Origin of the sequence: Comamonas odontotermitis, from assembly GCF_040396735.1 — a bacterium.
GTDB lineage: Bacteria > Pseudomonadota > Gammaproteobacteria > Burkholderiales > Burkholderiaceae_C > Comamonas > Comamonas odontotermitis_C.
The window spans coordinates 46,144-65,388 of sequence record NZ_JBEBNZ010000009.1; the positions used below are offsets into that span (position 1 = coordinate 46,144).

Consider the following 19,245-nt stretch of genomic DNA (forward strand, 5'->3'; position numbering starts at 1 on the left):
CGTGCCGGTGAACTCCCTAGAATGGTTGCTCTTGGCTTTTTTGGTCTTGTACAGCCGTGCATTCCGATCTGCCTCCGCGTTGCTGCATGCTGTTTTTCAGGTGGATTGCCAGCACGGGTGTCGGATTGCTTGTGGGAGGCTGTGCTCCGTATTACTGGGTAAATCATCGGTATGGCACAGGAAAACATTCGCATCCGTGGTGCGCGTCAGCACAACCTCAAGAATCTGGATCTGGACATTCGCACGGGTGACTTGACGGTGGTGACGGGCCCGAGTGGCTCGGGCAAATCGAGCCTGGTGTTCGACACCCTGTACGCCGAAGGCCAGCGCCGCTATGTCGAGACTTTCAGTGCCTATGCGCGCCAGTTTCTCGACCGCATGGACAAGCCCGCTGTAGACAAGGTCGAGGGCGTTCCCCCCGCCATTGCCATCGACCAGACCAATCCCGTGCGCAGCTCCCGCTCCACCGTGGGCACGATGACGGAGCTGAACGATCACCTGAAATTGCTCGTGGCGCGTGCAGGTCACCTGTTTGATCTGCAGACCGCGCTACCGGTGCAGCACGACACGCCGGAGACCATATACGAAAAGCTGGTGGAACGCACACAGGCCGATGATCCACGTGTCGTGATCACCTTCCCGGTCGAGCTGCCTACCAACACCAGTGCCGAGCAGGTAGAGCAGTGGCTGTCTGCCAGCGGTTTTACCAAGGTGCAGGCTGAGCGCGAAATAGATGCTCCAGCGCACAACAGCCAAGCGCAGGATGCTATCAAAAAGAAAGCGAGCGCCGTCAAGACCAAAGCGGCCAAGGCCGGCAAGGACGACGCAGCGCCGGAGCGCGTCAAGGTGCTGGATGTGGTGGCCGACCGGTTCCGCATCAGCAAGGCAGAGAAGGCGCGCGTGATCGAGGCCATTGAAGTGGCGCTCAAGCGCGGCAGCGGCGTGATGACGGTGTACACCATGCCCGATGCCGAAGAGGCGGCCGAAGCCCGGGAGCCCGTGCTATGGAAGTTTTCCTCCGGCCTGCATTGCCCGGAAAGTGGCCTGCGCTACCGCGAGCCGATCCCGTCGATGTTCTCGTTCAACTCCGCCGTGGGGGCCTGCGAGGCCTGCCGGGGCTTTGGCCGGGTGATCGGTGTGGATTGGGGTTTGGTCATTCCGAACGAAAAGCTGACGCTACGCACCGGCGCCATCAAGCCAATCCAGACGCCCGCCTGGAAGGAGATACAGGACGATCTGATGCGCCATGCCGAATCGCACGGAATACCGCGCGACACGGCCTGGGCCAAGATGACGGCCGAGCAGAAGGACTGGGTCATCAATGGCGAAGCGAGCTACAAGGATGGCAACTGGAGCCGCCAGTGGTACGGCATCCGCCGCTACTTTGAATACCTGGAGACCAAGGCCTACAAGATGCATATCCGCGTCTTGCTGTCCAAATACCGCAGCTATACGCCGTGTCCCACCTGCGGTGGCGCCCGCCTCAAGACCGAGAGCCTGCTGTGGCGGGTGGGCAGCAAGCAGGATGCCGATGCCGCCTTGCCGCCCGCCAAGCGCTTCATGCCGCGTGGTGTGGGCTGGACGCGTGCGCAACTGGAGAATTTACCAGGCCTGAGCCTGCACGATCTGATGCTGCTGCCCATCGAGCGCCTGCGCGACTTCTTTGCGAGCATGGACATCCGTCGCAGCAACGATGGTGATGCGCAGGCGCTGAAACTGCTGCATGAAGAAATCAGTAACCGCCTCAAATACCTGTGTGATGTGGGTATCGGCTACCTGACGCTGGATCGCCAGAGCCGCACCCTCAGTGGCGGCGAGGTGCAGCGCATCAACCTGACTACGGCGCTGGGTACATCGTTGGTCAATACCTTGTTCGTGCTCGATGAGCCTTCCATCGGTCTGCATCCACGCGACATGGAGCGCATTACCGTGGCCATGCGGCGCCTGCGCGATGCGGGCAACACCCTGGTAGTGGTTGAACACGACCCGGCTGTGATGTTTGCCGCCGACCGCATGATCGACATGGGCCCGGGCCCTGGCGAGAAAGGGGGTCAGATTGTCTTTGATGGCACCACTGCCGAGTTGCGCCGGGCCGATACCTTGACCGGGGCCTACCTGGGGGGCCGCAAGCAGGTGGGCATGGGTGCCAAGCGGATGGTGACCGAGAGCACGCCGCGCCTGATTCTGGAAGGCGCGACCGAGCACAACCTGCAGAACGTATCGGTGGATTTTCCGCTGCAGCGTATGGTTGTGGTGACCGGTGTATCGGGCTCGGGCAAATCCACGCTGATCCAGGACGTGCTGGCGCCCGCGCTGATGCGTCATTTTGGCAAGCCCACCGAATCGGCAGGCGCGCACGAGCGTCTGCTCGGTGTCGACCACCTGGCCGATGTGGTATTTGTAGACCAATCCCCCATTGGCAAGACTGCGCGTTCCAACCCCGTCAGCTACGTAGGGGCGTGGGACGCCGTGCGCGAGCTGTTTGCCACGGCACCCCTGTCGCAGCAGCGCGGCTACACCGCATCCAAGTTCAGCTTCAACAGTGGCGATGGACGCTGCCCGACCTGTGGCGGCTCGGGTTTCGAGCATGTGGAGATGCAGTTCCTGTCGGACGTGTACCTGCGCTGCCCCGATTGCAACGGCCAGCGCTACCGGCCCGAAATTTTGGAGGTTCGCATCGAGCGCGATGGCCGACTGATGACCGTGGCCGATGTGCTGGAGCTGACCGTGAGCGAAGCTGCCACCCTGTTTGCCAAGGACCGCGACGTGATCCGTGCGCTGCAGCCGATTGTGGATGTGGGGCTGGAGTATGTGAAGCTCGGCCAGCCCGTGCCTACGCTCAGTGGCGGCGAGGCGCAGCGCCTCAAGCTCGCCGGTTTTCTGGCCGAAGCTGCGAAGAGCGCATCCAAATCCAGGCAGCCGGTTGCCAAGAAGGGCACGCTGTTCCTGTTTGACGAGCCCACCACGGGCCTGCACTTTGAAGACATCGCCAAGCTGATGCGCGCGCTGCGCAAGCTGCTGGAGGCGGGCCACTCGCTGATCGTGATCGAGCACAATCTGGACGTGATCCGGGCCAGTGACTGGCTGATCGACCTGGGCCCGGACGCGGGCGACAAGGGCGGGCTGGTGGTGGCCGAGGGCACGCCCGAAGAGGTGCGCAAATCCGGCACCTCACACACGGCGCAGGCCTTGCGCGACTACGAGATTGCCATGGCGGGCGGCACCGCAGCCGCTGCGCTGGAGAAATCGCACAGCGTGCAGGAGGCCAAGGCGCTCTACAAAGTAGAGCAGGAAACGCATGCCAGTGGCGCACAGACAGCAAAAAATGCCATTGAAATCGTCAACGCCAAAGAGCACAACCTCAAGCACCTCTCTGTCGATATTCCGCGTGGCAAGTTCAATGTGGTGACGGGCGTCTCCGGCTCGGGCAAATCCACCCTGGCTTTCGACATCCTGTTCAACGAAGGCCAGCGCCGCTATCTGGAGTCGCTGAACGCCTATGCGCGCTCCATCGTGCAGCCCGCAGGGCGGCCCGAGGTGGATGCGGTCTACGGCATTCCGCCGACCGTGGCCATCGAGCAGCGGCTCTCGCGCGGAGGACGTAAATCCACGGTGGGCACGACGACCGAGGTCTGGCATTTTCTGCGGCTTCTGTACGTCAAGCTTGGTATCCAGCATTGCACCAAGGACGGTGCAGCCGTGCAACCGCAAACCCCGGAAAGCATTGCTGCGCAGCTGATGTCGCAATACCGCGGTCAACTGATCGGCCTGCTGGCACCGTTGGTGGTGGCGCGCAAGGGCGTGTATACCGAGCTGGCCGATTGGGCGCGTCCTCGCGGTTATACGCATTTGCGAGTGGACGGCCAGTTCCTGCCGACCACGGGCTTTCCACGGCTGGACCGCTTCAAGGAGCATACGGTGGAGCTGCCGGTGGCCAGCATCCAGGTCACGCCGGACAACGAAGCCCTGCTGCGCGAAAAGCTCACCACCGCACTGGAGTTGGGCAAGGGCGTGCTGCACGTGCTTTCGGCCATCGATACGCTCGAATCCGCCATGCAGGCTGGTAGCGATACGGCGGCGATTGGTAAGCTACAGGTGTTTTCCACCAAGCGGGCCTGCCCGGTGTGCGCCACAAGCTACGCCGAGCTGGATCCGCGCCTGTTCTCTTACAACAGCAAGCACGGCTGGTGCCCCGATTGCGTGGGCACCGGAGTCAAGCTCACCAAGGAGCAGCGCAAGGTGTATGACGATTCGGTCATGGCCGAAGACAACCGGGGCCGCGAGCAGAGCTTTGAAGAACCCGAGGCCGAAGATGTGGGCGAAACCGTCTGCCCCACCTGCCAGGGTACGCGCCTCAATGCCACAGCGCGTGCAGTGCTGTTCCATGGCAAATCGATTGCCGACATTGCGCAGCTGTCGGTGACCGATGTGCGTCTGTGGGTGGAGAGCCTGCAGTCGGCAGGGCGCATGAGCCAGCGTGAAAGCGACATCGCGCGCGACCTGGTGCCCGAAATCCACAGCCGCCTGGCGTTCCTGGAAGAAGTTGGCCTGGGCTACCTGACGCTCGACCGTGGGGCGCCCACGCTTTCGGGCGGCGAGGCACAGCGCATTCGCCTGGCTGCGCAACTGGGCAGCAATCTGCAAGGCGTGTGCTATGTGCTCGATGAGCCCACCATTGGCCTGCATGCCCGTGACAACCATATCCTGCTCAATGCCCTGCACAAGCTGGGTGACAAGGGCAACACGCTGGTCGTGGTGGAGCACGACGAAGACACCATCCGGCGCGCCGACCACATCATCGACATCGGGCCCAGCGCGGGCAAGCGTGGCGGCCACCTGGTGGCGCAAGGCTCTGCTGCCGATGTGATGGCGGCAGCCGATTCGCAAACCGGCCGTTACCTGCTGCACGCAATGCGGCACCCGTTCCAGCCCCGTAGGCTGGTGGCGGGGGCGGTAGAGGCAACGCCTGCCTTGATGGCTGCAGGCGCAGGCGAAGCAGGCGCTAAGACAAAAAAACGCACGAAAAAGCAGATGGCCGCGGATGCTGCAGCCGCGTTGGCTGCCGACAGCGCGCAGGCCAATGCAGCGCTGGCGGCACCGGCGCGCGCCGATGATTCTGCGCCGCTGCACTGGCTGACGGTGCTGGGCGCGAAGCTGCACAACCTGCAGAACGTCAATGTAAGCGTGCCGCTCAAGCGGCTGGTGGCGGTCACGGGCGTATCGGGTTCGGGAAAATCCACGCTGGCGCGCGATGTGCTGCTCAGCAATGTGGCGGCCTGGGTGGGCCAGCGCGCCACCAAGGCTGGGCGTGACGAAATGGATGCGGGCAAGGCGCCCGCGCTGGTGGGCTGTACGGGCCTGCAAGGCTTTGAAGGCATCGACCGTGTTCTGGAAGTGGACCAGACCCCGATCGGCAAGACGCCGCGCAGTTGCCCTGCCACCTACATCGGCTTCTGGGACACCATCCGCAAGCTCTTTGCCGAAACCCTGGAAGCCAAGGCCCGTGGCTATGCTGCCGGGCGCTTCAGCTTCAATACCGGCGAAGGCCGTTGCCCCGGCTGCGAAGGCCAGGGCATGCGCACCATCGAGATGAGCTTTCTGCCTGATGTGAAAGTGCCTTGTGAAATCTGCCACGGCGCGCGCTTCAACCCCGAGACGCTGGCCGTCACCTGGCGCGGCAAGAGCATTGGCGAGGTGCTGCAGATGGAGGTGGACGAGGCGGTCGAATTCTTCGCCAGCATGCCCAGCATTGCGCACCCGCTGCAACTGCTCAAGGACGTGGGTCTGGGCTACCTGACGCTGGGCCAGCCTTCGCCCACCCTGAGCGGCGGCGAAGCCCAGCGTATCAAGCTGGTGACCGAGCTCACCAAGGTGCGTGACGACATCACCCGCCGTGGCAACAGGGTGCCGCATACGCTGTACGTGCTGGACGAGCCCACCGTCGGCCTGCACATGGCGGATGTGGACAAGCTCATCAAGGTGCTGCACCGCCTGGTCGATGGTGGCCACAGCGTGGTGGTGATCGAGCACGATCTGGATGTGATTGCCGAAGCCGACTGGGTGATCGACCTGGGCCCGGAAGGCGGCAAGGACGGTGGTCGCATTGTGGCCACGGGCACGCCGGAAGACCTGGTCCAGTTCGGTACGCACACCGGCAAGGCGCTGGCTCCCGTGCTGGCGCGCACCTAGGGCGCACAGGGCACGGATGACAGGTTTTCAGGCTGCGCTCCTGGCTGACAGGGCGCAGCGCTGCCTTGTGGGCACAATGGAGAGCCCGTTATGTGACGTCGCCGAGGTACCCGTGATGACCATAGACCCCAAGCACCCGGGCCAGCCGCCCATACAAGACCCGCCACCGCAGCCCGTGCCACCGCCGGTTCCTGTTCCCGGGATGCCGGAGCCCATCGCGGATTGATGCGGGTGGGCGCCGGTCTGGGCGCCGCCGTATGATGCGGTGGTTATTCGATCTCCCCGGAAATCTACGACACCACCATGCGCATACTGCTGATTGAAGACGAACTGGAAATGGCGAACTGGCTGGGGCGGGCGCTCAGGCAGTCCAATATCAGCGTTGAGCATGCGCACAACGCAGGGCTGGGCACCACATTGCTGCAGGATGGCAGCTTTGATGTGGTGGTGCTGGATCTGCAACTGCCAGACCAGCATGGCTTTGACTGGCTGTCTGCCGTGCGCGCCCGAGGCAACCGTGTGCCGGTGCTGGTGTTGACGGCCCAGGGCGCGGTGCAAGACCGCGTGGAAGGCCTGCACCGTGGCGCGGATGATTATCTGACCAAGCCCTTTGAACTGGCCGAGCTGGAAGCGCGGCTTGCTGCGCTGCACCGGCGCAGCCAGGGCCGGGCGCAACCTCAGGTGGAATGTGGATCGCTGCGGTATGACGGCAACCATGGCACCTTCTGGCTGGCCGATGCCGTGCTCAGCCTGACGCCGCGCGAGCATGCGGCGCTGGAAGGCTTGGTGGCGCGCATCGGCGCGCCTGTGGGCAAGGCACGGCTGGCGGCCAAGGTGTTTCCACAGGAGAGCGCGGTGGGCCCTGACGCCATCGAACAGGTGCTGCACCGCCTGCGCCGCAAACTCGCTGGCAGCGACGTGCACATCGTCACGGTGCGCGGGCTGGGCTATATGCTGGAGCCCACCCAGAATCTGCTGAGTGGCCCGGTTGCGCCATGAATTGGCGCGGGCTGCGTTGGCGGCTGCTGTGGGTGCTGGTGCCGGTGTTGGTCGGCCTGTTTGTATTCGACAGTTGGCGCGATTCGGCCAGCCTCAGGCGCGAGCTTGACAGGGCCTATGACCAGAGCCTGCTGGAGCCTGCGCAGGCATTGGCCGACAGTCTGGGATGGGACGAAGCGGGGGCTGTCACGCTCACGGCGCCATTTCACATCATCTCGATGTTCGAAGCCGTCAACGGCCAGCACAAGTATCTGCGCGTGGCAATGCAGGCGCCCGACGGCAGCCGCCAGCGCGTGCTGATGGGGGCGGCTTCGTTTCCGCCACCTCCCGATACCAGCGGCTCGCCTCCGCATGATTTCATGCACGGAGCCGATGGAGACCGCCGCTTCTACAACGCCAGTGTGAAGGGCCAGCCGGTTCGCGTCGCAGCACTGTTGCGGGTGGTGCATGACCGTGATGGCCAGGAATGGCGTGTGCTGATCCAGACGGCGCAAGACACCAGGCGCGTGAGCGGCGTGTTGCAAGACCTTTTGTGGGAGACGCTGTGGCGTGACGCGCGCACCCTGGCGGTGCTGGTTCTGGTGGTGTGGTTTGGCATCGGCTGGGGGTTACGGCCCCTGCAGGCGTTGCGCCGCACCATCCGCGAGCGCGGCAGCGATGACCTGCAGCCCCTGGATACGAGCCATGTACCTGCCGAGGTGCGGCCGCTGGTCGACGCGATGAACGAGCACCTGGCCCAGCAGCGCGAGGCCTTGCAGGCGCAGCGCCAGTTTCTGGCAGATGCCTCGCACCAATTGCGCACGCCGTTGGCCATCATGACCACGCAGGCTGGCTATGCGTTGCGTGAGAGCGACCCCGCAGCCATTCGCAACAGCCTGCTGAGCATGCGGCAGCAACTGCAGCGCAGCCGCCGGGTTGCAGAGCAACTGTTGTCCCTGGCCAATGCCAGCCAGCCTGCGCAGGAGGCGCTGCAGTCGCAGCACTGCGATGCCAACGCAGTCGCCCGCGAGGCGGTGCTGGCGCATTTGCCGTTGGCGCTGGAAAAGCAGCAGGATCTGGGCTTTGTCGATGCGCGCGGCGAAGATTTTGACCCGGACGATGCGCCACAGGGTGATCCTGGGCTGGTGGCCCCTGTCGCAGCCAGCAGCAATGCCTTGTACGAGTTGCTGGCCAATATCGTGCATAACGCGATTCTCTATACCCCGGCAGGCGGCCGGATCAGCGTGCTGGTACAGGTGCAGGCCGAGCAGGTGCGGGTGCTGGTGCAGGACAACGGTCCGGGGATTGCCGCTGCGGACCGCGAGCGTGCGTTTGCACGCTTTGAGCGATTGCAGTCCAGTGCCGCAGGTGTGCAGACGACCGGCTCTGGCCTCGGGCTGGCTATTGCACGCACCTATGCGCGGCGCATGCATGGTGATGTGTTGCTGGCCGACGGCGAAGGTGGCCGCGGGCTCTGCGTCTGCGTGCTTTTGCCACTGGATCGGCCTGTCATGGACAAGCTTTCATGAAACTGACAATTTCTACGTAGATATACGTATTTTGGGGATCGGCTCCGTTTTTGGCAGCAGTTTGGAAGGTTCGTTTTCTAGACTTTCCAATGAAATTGCAACAAAAAGGAGACGAAGATGCTGCATGCATGGTCTGCGCCCCACGCGGCGCAACTGCGGGGCTTGCCCGCCAGGGAGCTGCCATGAGCCCGGGTGGAAAGAGCTACAACAAGGATTACTACGGCGGTGCCTTGATGGTGCTGGTGGGTGGGTGCGCAGCCTACGCCGCACGCAGCTACAACATCGGCACGCTGGACCACATGGGGCCTGGCTACTTCCCCTTTGCGGTGGGTATTCTGCTGGCGCTGACGGGTGTGCTGATCGCCCTCACGGCCAAGAAGAAGCCGAGCGGAGGCGAGGCCGCCCTGGTGGGCCACAACCACGACATTCCGGATTTTCGCGGCGCGGCCTGCATCATCCTGGGCACGGTGGCGTTCTACTTCTGCGGGGAGTACCTGGGCCTGTTGCCTGCCACCTTCGCCATTGTCTTCATCAGCGCGCTGGGCGACCGCAACAACAGCGTGATGGCGAGTTTCGTGCTGGCGATGTCGATGATGATCGTTGCCGTGGTGGTCTTCTGGTGGGCGCTGCAGGTGCAGATGCCGCTCGTCAAGTGGGGGATGTAAGCCATGGGACAAGCACTGCAAGACCTCTGGTTCGGCTTTGGCATCGCCTTTCAGGGCCACAACCTGATGTGGTCCTTCTTTGGTGTGCTGGTGGGCAACCTGATCGGCGTGCTGCCGGGCATGGGAGCGCTGTCGGCCATCTCGATCCTGCTGCCACTCACCTACACCATGCACCCTGTGCCTGCCATTCTGATGCTGGCGGGGATTTTCTATGGTTCGCAATACGGCGGCGCCATTGGTGCCATCCTGCTGAATCTGCCTTCGCATCCGCCGCATGCGGTGACCTGCCTGGACGGCTACCCGATGACCAAGAAGGGCAAGGGCGGAACGGCGCTGGGCATCACGATGATCTGCTCGTTCTTTGCAGCGTCGGTCGGCATCATCGTGATGATCTTCGCGTCTCCACTGCTGACGACGATTGCCTTCAAGTTTGGCCCGGCAGAACTGTTCTCGATCATGTTGCTGGGCCTGCTGGCGGGCTCGACCATGTCGCGCGGCTCTCCGCTCAAGGGCGTGGCGATGACCTTGTTCGGCCTCTTGTGCGGGGTCGTGGGCACGGACGTGAACAGTGGCACCTTCCGCTTTGCCTTCGATATTCCGGATCTCAGCGATGGCCTGGAGATGGTGGCCGTGGCCATGGGATTGTTCGGCATTGCCGACTTTCTGCTGAACGTGAACAAGATGAAGGCGATCACCAGCAACACCAAGATGCGCATCCGCGACATGCGCCCTTCGATGGCAGAGCTGAAGGAGGCCTTCTGGCCCATGGTGCGCGGCACGGCAGTGGGTACGCTGTTTGGCGCCATGCCCGGTACGGGCCCCACGATCACCACCTTCATCGCCTATGCGCTGGAGCAGAAAGTGGCCAAGGACCCGAACCAATTTGGCACCGGCATGATTGCAGGCGTGGCGGCTCCCGAGGCGTCGGCCCACTCCAAGACGCAGGTGGATTTCATCCCCACCATGAGCCTAGGCATCCCCGGCGATGCCGTGATGGCGCTGCTGCTGGGCGCGCTGCTGATCCAGGGTATCCAGCCCGGCCCGCAGCTGATCACCGAGCATCCGGATATCTTCTGGGGCCTGATTGCCAGCTTCTGGATTGGCAATGTGATCTTGATGATCCTGAATGTGCCGTTGATCGGTGTGTGGGTGAAGATGCTGGCCGTACCTTACAAGTATCTGTTCCCGTCGGCCATGTTCTTCATTGCCGTGGGGGTGTTCACCACCCAGAACAGCCTGTTCCACATCTGGGAGGTGCTGGCCTTCGGCATCATCGGCGCCATTTTGATGGTGCTCGATTTCTCGGTGGCGCCCATCATGCTGGGATTCGTGCTGGGACCGATGATGGAAGAGAACTTCCGCCGTGCGCTCCTGCTGTCGCGGGGTGACATGCTGATCTTCATGCAGCGGCCCATCAGCGCCACCTTCGTCTGCATCAGCGCATTGCTGCTGCTGGCGGTGACCTGGTCTGCCTGGCGCAAGAAGTCGCGTGTACGCCAGGTGGAAGCGGCGGTGGAGGAGGAAACGGCGGGTGGCGGCGTTGCGATTGCGAAGTAAGCCGCGTCCTGCTCCACAAAACCAAAAGCCGCTCTCAAGAGCGGCTTTTTCATGCGGAGCCCAGGTTTCTGTCAGGCGGGCAGAAAGCCTTCCACGGACAGATAGCGCTCGCCGGTGTCATAGGCAAAGCCCAGCACCTTGGCTCCTGCAGGCAGCTCCGGCAGCTTCTGCGCAATGGCCGCCAGCGTGGCGCCGGACGAGATACCGACAAACAGGCCTTCCTCGCGTGCGGCGCGGCGGGCATATTCGCGTGCAGGTTCGGCGTCGACCTGGATGACGCCATCCAGCACACTGGTATCGAGGTTGCGCGGAATGAAGCCCGCGCCAATACCTTGAATTGGGTGCGGGGCTGGAGCGCCGCCCGAGATGACGGGTGAAGCCGTTGGCTCCACCGCAAATACTTTCAGCTGGGGAAACTTGGCTTTGAGCACGTGGGCAACGCCCGACAGGTGGCCACCGGTGCCCACGCCGGTGATGATGGCGTCGAGACCATCGGGAAAGTCCGCCAGGATCTCCTGCGCGGTGGTGCGTTCGTGGACGGCAACGTTGGCGGGGTTCTCGAACTGCTGGGGAATCCAGGAGCCTGGGGTGCTGGCAGCCAGTTCTTCGGCGCGGGCGATGGCCCCTTTCATGCCTTTTTCCTTGGGGGTCAGGTCAAAGGTGGCGCCATAGGCCAGCATCAGGCGGCGGCGCTCGATCGACATGCTCTCGGGCATCACCAGGATCAGCTTGTAGCCCTTGACGGCCGCCACCAGGGCCAGGCCCACGCCGGTATTGCCGCTGGTGGGCTCGATGATGGTGCCGCCTGGCTTGAGCGCGCCGGATTTCTCCGCGTCTTCCACCATGGCCAGCGCAATGCGGTCCTTGATCGAGCCGCCGGGGTTGCTGCGCTCGGATTTGATCCAGACATTCGCATTGGCGCCAAACAGGCGGTTGATGTGGATCGATGGCGTGTTGCCGATGGTTTGCAAAATGTTGTCGAACTTCATGGAACCTCCTGCGCAAGTCGGTGAGACGAAAAACCTGGACCCATTGTGAACGAGTTCATGTTTCCGCATGGAATATCAATATTCCAAGATGCTCTGTTGGCCTGTGTCAGGGCAGGCGGATGTGCTGCCGATTACCATGCAGTGATCTGAATGCCGATGGAGGGGGACGATTTGCTCACTTTTCAACAAACCATGGTGGCGCTTTTTGTCTGTTGTGTGGCGCTGCTGGTGGGGTTCTCGTGGCGTTCCCGGCGCTGGGCGCCGTGGCTGATGCTGGTGGCGGTGGTCTGCCTGCTCATGCTGATGAGCTACAGCATCCTCAACCTGATGTAGTGCGCGCGGTGGCAGACCGGGCCAGCCGCACCGGTGTTTTCCAGCGCTCTGCCAGCACCACGCCCAGGATGGTGAGTGCTCCGCCAATCCATAGATAAGTCTGTAAGTGCTCTTTGGCCCAGGCTGCCGCAATCAGAGCGGTGAACAGTGGCGTCAGGTTGAAGAACATGATCGACCGGCTGGGCCCCAGGCGCACCACGGCCGTCATCCACATCCACGACGCCACGATGGACGCCATGGTGCCCGCATAGGCCACCATGTACCAGTTGTGTGCGTTGATGCCGATCTTGGGCGAGGCAAGGTAGATCGGCAGCTGCGCAACCATGGCCACCACCATCTGCAGGTACAGCAGTTGCCAGCTGCTGATGGCAGGCATGTGCCAGCGTTTGAGCAGCACGTTGTAGACCGCATAGGCCGCACAGGCCAGCAGCATCAGCAGATCGCCCCGGTTCAGGCCTTGCTCCAGCAGCTGCCCGGGATGCCCTTCGCTGACGACCAGCAGCACGCCGCCGAAGGCCAGCACGGCGCCCAGCGCGCCGCCCATGGTCAGCGGCTGGCCCAGCAGGCCCACACAGATGGCCAGCACCAGCATGGGAGAGAGGGTGAGGATGATGCCCATGTGCGTGGCCGTCGTATAGCCTGCAGCAAAGTAGGCACAGCTCTGGTAGATCACCATGCCCAAAAGGCCCAGTACCAGAATCTGCCAGGCATGCTGGCGAACGGCGGCGCGGTTGCGCCACACGGCCGGAAGCAGCACGGGGGTGACGATCAGCACCGCCAGCACCCAGCGCAGGAAGCCGATTTCCGTAGGCGCAATGGCGCCAGCCGATTGTTTGCTGACGACGGTATTGGCCGACCAGATCAGCACAGCTAGAAGAGGGTAGAGATAGTTCATTGTTTGCTTTCCACTGCCCCTATCATCGCTGTGGCTGATTCGAGAGGTATAGCTGCATTCAGACAAACCATGCCATGCTTCGGACAAGCTCCTGCACCGCGCTCATTTCGACCATGTCCCCTGCCACCTCTGCCCACGCCTTGCCGATTTTTGACGTGGAAAGCGTTACCAGCCCCTATCTGGTGCGCTATGACGAATTTGCGGCAGGCAGCTTTGCTGCACCGCACAGCCACCGTCTGGGCCACCTCAACTACACCGCCTGCGGCACCATGGCCATTGATACCGCCGGCCGGCATCTGGTGGCACCGCCGCAGTACGGGGTGTGGATTCCGCCGGCCCAGGAGCATTGCTGCTATGTGCAGCACGCTGCGGTGTACCGCTCCTTCTACGTGCAGCCCCAGCTGTGCGACGTGTTGCCCCGGCAGGCCTGCATTCTGCGCATCAGCCCCATAGGGCGAAGCATTCTGGCGGATTTTGCCGACCGCCAACTGCAAGTGCCGCTTTCGCCGCAGGACCTGCGACTCGCGCAGGCGCTGGTCGATCAGCTGTGCCAGGCGCGCTTTGAAGGCAGTTTTCTGCCCTCGCCCAGCAGCGCGGCGCTGGCGGGTGTGCTGGATGCCCTGCGCGTCGATCCAGGAAGCCGCCGTTCGGTGGCCGAATGGGCGCAGCAGGCCCACATGACCGAGCGTACCCTGGCTCGCCACTGCCAGCGCGAACTGGGCATGGCTTTGGGCGAATGGCGGCAGCGCCTGCGCCACCTGTGTGCGGTGGAGGCATTGGGGCAGGGCCGTACCGTGCAGGAGATCGCCTTTGACCTGGGCTACAGCACGGCGTCTGCTTTCATTGCCATGTTCCACCGGGAAACCGGCATGACGCCCGAACAATTCCGACGCGAATTGGTTGCGGGTTCCTGAATTTTTCTGATTTGTTTGTGTGTGCTTACATTCTTTTTTTGCGAGAATGAATAATGATTAGCGGCTGAAGGGTGTACTTTTGGATGGGCTCCGCTAGTACATTTGGACTATTTACCAAATGTTTCCGAAGGGGCAGTATCGGGGCTCAGACCATGCGCCCCATACGCCGGCGCTGGCAAGGAGAGACAGCGCATGCCAGCCCCTGCAGAAATTCCCCGCCTTCACCCGTTCCGGTCCACGTTGCGCAAGGGTCTGCTCCGTGGCCTTCTGCTGGTTTGCGTGCAGCCCGTGTGGGCGCAAGGTACTGTGGCCAGCGATGCCACTGCGGGTTCTGCCGGCCTGCAGCCGCAAGGCGCGCTCAGCGTTCAATACCGTGGAGCCGCGACGCGGTTGAGTGCGGGGCAGATTGCGGCCCTGCCACAAAGCACCACGGTCACTGCAACACCCTGGACGGATGGCGTGTCGCGCTTCACCGGGCCATTGGCGCGCGATGTGCTGCAAGCGGCAGGGGTGCGCATCACCCCAGGAATGACGGTGCAAGCCCAGGCGCTCAACGGCTACACGGTGAGTATTCCTGCACAGGATTTTCAGCGCTGGCCCGTGGTACTGGCGTTCAGCATGGACGGCAAGGCGCTGACGCGGCGCGACAAGGGGCCGCTGTGGATCATCTATCCACGGGACAGCGACACCGTGCTGCAGGACGCCAAGTATGACCACCGCTGGGCCTGGCAATTGAGCCAATTGCTCGTCAGTGATGCCCCGTAAGCGCTACCAGAAAGAGCCAGGCATGCTCAAAGCCATTCGCCGACCGCTGATCCTGTGTGTAGAGGACGAGCCCTTGCTGCTGCGCGATCTGTGCGACGAACTGGAAGAGGCTGGTTACCAGCCCATCGGCGTTCCCGATGTTCCTGCCGCGTTGCTGGTGCTGTCGCGGATGAAGCCCTCGCTCATCCTGTGCGATGTCGGTCTGCCCGGCCAGAGCGGCCTGGATCTGCTGGCCGAGTTGCGCGAGACGGATGCGCATTCCAGTGTTCCATTCCTGCTGCTGACGGCGCTCAGCGACCGCGAGCATGTGCTGCGTGGCGCGCGCGCGGGTGCGGACGACTACCTGATCAAGCCGGTCGATTACGACCTGCTGCTGGCCACCGTGGACGCCCGGCTCGCCAAGGTGCAGCGTCTTCAACGGCTGCAACGTGATGCCTTGCAGCGCAGCCTGGACGAGGTGCACAGGCACTGGCACGGGGTGCTTGACAGCCTGGGCCACTGCGCCCTGGTCTGTGACGGTCAGCTGTCGATCCAGTTTGCCAACCGGCAGGCCTATGCGCAGTGCCATGGCCAAGCACAGCAAGACAGCCCGCTGGTTGTCGATGCCGCCGGGCAGATGGTGCTGCGCCAGGTGTTGGCGCAGCATCCCGGGGTGCGTCAATTCCTGCGCAGCCAGCAGGAGTCGGCCAGCTTCGATGTGCCAGCCGTTCCTGGCGGCCCGCCCTATTGGTGCCTGGCCATCCAGTCACTCTCGGGCAAGGACAGTGGCGACGAGGAGGAGCCCGGGGACGGCGCACCGGATGCGCGCGGCCAACGCTTTGCGCTTTTCATCAATAGCCTGCAGCAATCCGTCAAACCCAGCGCCGAAGCCCTGGCGCGCCGTTTTGCACTGACGCCTGCGGAAACGCAGGTGGCCCGGCTGCTGGTGGATGGCATGAGCAAGCAGCAGATGTGCGCGCAACTGCAGGTCAGTGCCAGCACCATGGCCTTTCATCTGCGCAACATGTTTGCCAAAACCCAGACAGGCCGCCAGGCCGAACTGGTTGCCGTACTGCTGACGGCGGCGTTGGGCGCATCCGCGCCGGCGTCGCACTGATACGGGGTCTGCCATGCCTGATCTGCCCATCCGCCGCGGCCTGCAGTACCGGTTGACGCTGGCTGCAACGGTGTTGTTTTTCGCGGGCAGCCTGGTGGTGGTCTGGCAGTTGCTGGTCCTGCACCGGGAGCTGAGCCAGCGCGAAGGCGAAAACATGGTCTGGGCACTGGCGCAGGCCCAGCACCAGGCGACGCTGCTGGAACGCGATCTGGCCCGTCTGCGCCTGCAGCAGAGCGATGCGGAGGATATTCATTTGCAGGCGGATCTGCTGCACAGCCGTCTTTCCCTGCTGACCGATGGCCCGCAGCGCCGCATTCTGCGGCATTACGGGCAGCTTGATGCGCTGGTGCCCGCCATGGCTGCATTCGAGCAGGTGGATCTGCTGCAGCTTTTGATCGGCACGGACAATCCCGTTGCCCAGCAGGAGTTGCGCACACTGATTGCTGCGCTGGCGGCTGCGGGCAACCAGGTCATGGTACGCGAGAGAGAAGAGAAGAGCCGGCGCCTGGACCAGCTGGAGCAATGGATCAAGGCGGCTTTTGCCGCCATCGGCATGGTGGCCCTGTGCGGCGGCTGGCTGATGTGGCAACTGGTGGCTGCCTTGCAGCGCCAGCGCACCAATGCCCGCACCATTGCCGCGCAGCGCGATGCGCTGCAGCAGACGATCCATGATCTGCACCGCGCCCAGAGCGCAACCGAGACCTACCGCAACTTCGTCTCGCTGGTGTCTCACCAGTTCCGCACACCGCTGGCGGTGATCGATTCCACCGCGCAGCGGCTGATGCGCCAGGCCAGGCGCAGTGGTGGTGAACAGTCCGAGCAGGTGCTGGAGCGCATGGGCGAGACCCGCCATACGGTCGAAGGGCTGACGCGTCTGCTTGACAGCGTGCTCACCAGCGTCAAGCTCGACGGTGGTGGTATCCAGTTGCAGGCCCGGCCCGTCAATCTGGCAGAGCTGGCCAGCCACGTGGTGGAAGGCAATAAACCCATGCTGGGTGAGCGCCAGGTGAGCATTGAGTGCCAGGGCCCGCCTGCGGACTACGTTTGTGCCGGTGATGCACAGCTGTTGATTCACCTGCTGCACAACCTGTTGGCCAACGCCTGCAAGTACACGCCAGCTGGCAGCCCGCTGGACCTGCGTCTGGAACGCGCCGGGGACCGGCTGCATTGCTCGGTGCGTGACCATGGCTCGGGCGTTGCTGCAGAAGAGCTGCCGCTGCTCTTTGAACGCTTCTACCGCAGCGCGCGCAGCCATGGAAGCGAAGGCACGGGGCTGGGCTTGTACCTGGCGCGGGCCATTGCCCGGCTGCACGGCGGTGATCTGAACGCCTTCCTCCCCCCGGATGGCGGCCTTGCCTTCACCTTGAGTCTGCCGGTGCTCAATAAAAATAGGGATGGTGTCTCCCAGGACAACGCGCAAGCTTGCAGCACTGCCGAAAGCGAACGGTAGCCGGATGCAGCGAGGCACCGTTTGAAAACATGCCCGTAATTCCAATGATCCCGTGAAATTTCAGGCCACTGTTACAAATTAATCTGCCCACCCTGTCCAAACGGACGGGGTTTAAAAATTCAATACTTTTTACATTTGTTGAAATTTTTATACAGATGCAATGTTTTGTTTGCATCGAGAAAGAGGCATGTTGAAAAACAAACCAAGGAGACGAGGACGCCAGGTCCTCAAGCCAGGCATCGCCATCATGGCCACCGGCCTGGCGCTTGCGGCACAGGCAGCTGGAATCCAATTGCCCGCTGGTACCAGCATCACTACCGGTGCTGGCACTTCCATCCAGCTGGGGTGCGGCGATCTGAACGTTGGCGGCACCTACACCCAGCAAGGCGATGCGGCACTGGGCGGATTGGGGCAGCTCGGTCTGCAACAAGGGAGTGTATTCACTGCGGGTGCAGGCGCCGTGGCCTTGTCAGGCACCCTGGATGTGGCTGCGGGCACCTTCAATGCGGGCTCCAGCACGGTGACGATGGGGCCGGGTGCTTCTGGCTGTGGCATTGCGCAGGGCCAGATCAAAGGGTCTCCCAGCTTTTACGCGTGGAAAGTCATCGGCTCCGTTGCACCGGACGCGCCCCGCTACACCGTTGCCATGCCCGTAGCGCAGACCACCACGGTCACGGCTTTGCTGGAGCTCAGTGGCGTCAATCTCGTCTCGGGGAGCGCGGCCAACCCCTCCATGCTGGCCAAGGCCACGCCAGAGCCCGCCCGCGCTCCGGTGGCTACGCAGGCCTGGCTGAAATACACCGGCGCTGCACCGCCCAGCATCAGCAATGTGGGTGTCAATGGCGTGCAGTCACTGGACACCTGGCTGGCGGAAGACCAGACCAACAAGATCGCGGGCGGCATTGCCTATAACTGGTTTGCGCGCGCCTTGGTGACCGATCCCGAGCCGGGTGGCGTGGCCCAGCCGGCACCTGTTCCCGCGCTGGATCTGGGCGGCCTGCTGGCGCTCAGTGCACTGGTAGGGGCTGCGGCAGCCGTGAGCCGGCGTCGCTCCAGGCCCTGATCCCCCAGAAGCGCTTTTTTTCCTCGCCTGCGTTTCCATTCGCATGGCAGGCACCAACCCAAGAATATTCAAGGAAACAACATGACATCCAACCGGTTTTCCCTGCAGGCGCTGAGCATGGCCTGCGCAGCCCTGTTCAGCCTGGGCAATGCAAATGCTGCCAACGACATCATTGTGGATGGCGGTGAAGGTGGCGCTGTCATCATCAAGAACAATGGCCAGGCCACGGCAAGCTTCGCCAGCGGCGGCATGACCGTTCCCAGTGTGGCCTCCAGTGAAACGAAGAAGTACGTATGCGCCACCCCGGACGGCACCTTGGAGAGCTGTGCAGGTGGTACAGGGCCGCAGGGGCCTGCAGGTGAAGCGGGTTCCGTCGGCGCGGTAGGCCCGGTGGGGCCAGCCGGTCCTCAAGGTCTGGAGGGACCCCAAGGCCCGCAAGGTGCTCCAGGGCCACAAGGCATTCAAGGGCTCAAGGGCGATACCGGCACTGCGGATGCCTCGGTGGTTCTTATTGCCTACAAGAGCGGAAGGATTGTTCAGGGCCGGGGTGATATCAAGATCACTTGCCCGGTGGGACATATTGCGCTGAACGGCTGGGCCACGTACACCAAAGACGGTGGCATTTCGGCCAATGCCCGTACCGAATCGAGTTTTCTGGAGACAACAGACCAGAGCAGCAAGATGCAGACCTGGTACATCATCTCCCAGCGGGACGGTTTTTCTGGCTACTTCTATAACGCATATGCAGTTTGCATGAAGGCCGACCTGCAGGCCGCCGTGGCTCAGTAATCAACAAGCATCTGGAACGGTACCTGCGCATGG

At 63.0% G+C, this 19,245-nt stretch carries 14 protein-coding genes; 12 read left to right on the top strand and 2 right to left on the bottom strand.

All coding sequences use genetic code 11. The features are described from left to right. The first annotated feature begins 171 nt into the window (after window positions 1-171). From uvrA to ACH2DG_RS10095, 5 genes are all read left to right on the top strand, one after another. Window positions 172-6,189: an excinuclease ABC subunit UvrA gene (gene uvrA, locus ACH2DG_RS10075; protein WP_395025878.1), complete on the top strand. Its 6,018-nt coding sequence runs from the start codon at window positions 172-174 to the stop codon at window positions 6,187-6,189. Between the two features lie 303 nt (window positions 6,190-6,492). Next, window positions 6,493-7,188 (top strand): response regulator, encoded by a 696-nt coding sequence (locus tag ACH2DG_RS10080; protein ID WP_395025879.1) that lies wholly within the window; start codon window positions 6,493-6,495, stop codon window positions 7,186-7,188. Further along, window positions 7,185-8,696 (top strand): sensor histidine kinase, encoded by a 1,512-nt coding sequence (locus ACH2DG_RS10085; protein WP_395025880.1) that lies wholly within the window; start codon window positions 7,185-7,187, stop codon window positions 8,694-8,696. Before ACH2DG_RS10080 ends, ACH2DG_RS10085 begins: the two co-directional genes overlap by 4 nt. A gap of 182 nt (window positions 8,697-8,878) precedes the next feature. Next, window positions 8,879-9,361, top strand: a complete 483-nt coding sequence (locus ACH2DG_RS10090; protein WP_395025980.1) for a tripartite tricarboxylate transporter TctB family protein — start codon at window positions 8,879-8,881, stop codon at window positions 9,359-9,361. Between the two features lie 3 nt (window positions 9,362-9,364). Next, complete coding sequence (locus ACH2DG_RS10095; protein WP_395025881.1) at window positions 9,365-10,918, top strand: tripartite tricarboxylate transporter permease; 1,554 nt, start codon at window positions 9,365-9,367, stop codon at window positions 10,916-10,918. Between the two features lie 71 nt (window positions 10,919-10,989). On the opposite strand, the gene cysK is transcribed toward ACH2DG_RS10095, so the two are convergent. Then, window positions 10,990-11,907 carry a cysteine synthase A gene (cysK, locus tag ACH2DG_RS10100; protein ID WP_395025882.1) on the bottom strand — a complete coding sequence of 306 codons (918 nt, stop codon included), beginning with the start codon at window positions 11,905-11,907 and terminating at the stop codon, window positions 10,990-10,992. 171 nt (window positions 11,908-12,078) lie between these two features. Between cysK and ACH2DG_RS10105 the strand changes: the two genes are divergently transcribed. Further along, entirely contained in the window at window positions 12,079-12,240 is a 162-nt protein-coding gene (locus ACH2DG_RS10105) for a hypothetical protein (RefSeq protein WP_184706371.1), read from the top strand. Here the strand turns inward: ACH2DG_RS10105 and ACH2DG_RS10110 are convergent. Further along, window positions 12,227-13,135: a DMT family transporter gene (locus ACH2DG_RS10110; protein ID WP_395025883.1), complete on the bottom strand. Its 909-nt coding sequence runs from the start codon at window positions 13,133-13,135 to the stop codon at window positions 12,227-12,229. The genes ACH2DG_RS10105 and ACH2DG_RS10110 overlap by 14 nt on opposite strands. A 113-nt stretch (window positions 13,136-13,248) precedes the next feature. Between ACH2DG_RS10110 and ACH2DG_RS10115 the strand changes: the two genes are divergently transcribed. The 6 genes from ACH2DG_RS10115 (at window position 13,249) to ACH2DG_RS10140 (ending at window position 19,212) form a co-directional block, all read left to right on the top strand. Further along, window positions 13,249-14,049, top strand: coding sequence for an AraC family transcriptional regulator (locus ACH2DG_RS10115; RefSeq protein ID WP_395025884.1), 801 nt, complete (start codon window positions 13,249-13,251; stop codon window positions 14,047-14,049). A 192-nt stretch (window positions 14,050-14,241) separates the two neighbouring features. After that, window positions 14,242-14,814: a molybdopterin-dependent oxidoreductase gene (locus ACH2DG_RS10120; protein ID WP_395025886.1), complete on the top strand. Its 573-nt coding sequence runs from the start codon at window positions 14,242-14,244 to the stop codon at window positions 14,812-14,814. 22 nt (window positions 14,815-14,836) lie between these two features. Beyond that, on the top strand, window positions 14,837-15,910 hold the full coding sequence (locus ACH2DG_RS10125) for a response regulator (RefSeq protein ID WP_395025887.1): 1,074 nt from the start codon (window positions 14,837-14,839) through the stop codon (window positions 15,908-15,910). A gap of 13 nt (window positions 15,911-15,923) precedes the next feature. Beyond that, window positions 15,924-17,360 (top strand): sensor histidine kinase, encoded by a 1,437-nt coding sequence (locus tag ACH2DG_RS10130; protein WP_395025889.1) that lies wholly within the window; start codon window positions 15,924-15,926, stop codon window positions 17,358-17,360. A 190-nt stretch (window positions 17,361-17,550) separates the two neighbouring features. Beyond that, on the top strand, window positions 17,551-18,423 hold the full coding sequence (locus tag ACH2DG_RS10135; RefSeq protein WP_395025890.1) for a hypothetical protein: 873 nt from the start codon (window positions 17,551-17,553) through the stop codon (window positions 18,421-18,423). Window positions 18,424-18,504: 81 nt separating this feature from the next. Further along, window positions 18,505-19,212 (top strand): hypothetical protein, encoded by a 708-nt coding sequence (locus ACH2DG_RS10140; protein ID WP_395025891.1) that lies wholly within the window; start codon window positions 18,505-18,507, stop codon window positions 19,210-19,212. Window positions 19,213-19,245 lie beyond the last annotated feature (33 nt).

Excerpts from the sequence above, each read along its gene's own strand:
- uvrA (WP_395025878.1), top strand. The coding sequence starts at position 172 with ATGGCACAGGAAAACATTCGCATCCGTGGTGCGCGTCAGCACAACCTC.
- ACH2DG_RS10080 (WP_395025879.1), top strand. The coding sequence starts at position 6,493 with ATGCGCATACTGCTGATTGAAGACGAACTGGAAATGGCGAACTGGCTG.
- ACH2DG_RS10085 (WP_395025880.1), top strand. The coding sequence starts at position 7,185 with ATGAATTGGCGCGGGCTGCGTTGGCGGCTGCTGTGGGTGCTGGTGCCG.
- ACH2DG_RS10090 (WP_395025980.1), top strand. The coding sequence starts at position 8,879 with ATGAGCCCGGGTGGAAAGAGCTACAACAAGGATTACTACGGCGGTGCC.
- ACH2DG_RS10095 (WP_395025881.1), top strand. The coding sequence starts at position 9,365 with ATGGGACAAGCACTGCAAGACCTCTGGTTCGGCTTTGGCATCGCCTTT.
- cysK (WP_395025882.1), bottom strand. The coding sequence starts at position 11,907 with ATGAAGTTCGACAACATTTTGCAAACCATCGGCAACACGCCATCGATC.
- ACH2DG_RS10110 (WP_395025883.1), bottom strand. The coding sequence starts at position 13,135 with ATGAACTATCTCTACCCTCTTCTAGCTGTGCTGATCTGGTCGGCCAAT.
- ACH2DG_RS10115 (WP_395025884.1), top strand. The coding sequence starts at position 13,249 with ATGTCCCCTGCCACCTCTGCCCACGCCTTGCCGATTTTTGACGTGGAA.
- ACH2DG_RS10120 (WP_395025886.1), top strand. The coding sequence starts at position 14,242 with ATGCCAGCCCCTGCAGAAATTCCCCGCCTTCACCCGTTCCGGTCCACG.
- ACH2DG_RS10125 (WP_395025887.1), top strand. The coding sequence starts at position 14,837 with ATGCTCAAAGCCATTCGCCGACCGCTGATCCTGTGTGTAGAGGACGAG.
- ACH2DG_RS10130 (WP_395025889.1), top strand. The coding sequence starts at position 15,924 with ATGCCTGATCTGCCCATCCGCCGCGGCCTGCAGTACCGGTTGACGCTG.
- ACH2DG_RS10140 (WP_395025891.1), top strand. The coding sequence starts at position 18,505 with ATGACATCCAACCGGTTTTCCCTGCAGGCGCTGAGCATGGCCTGCGCA.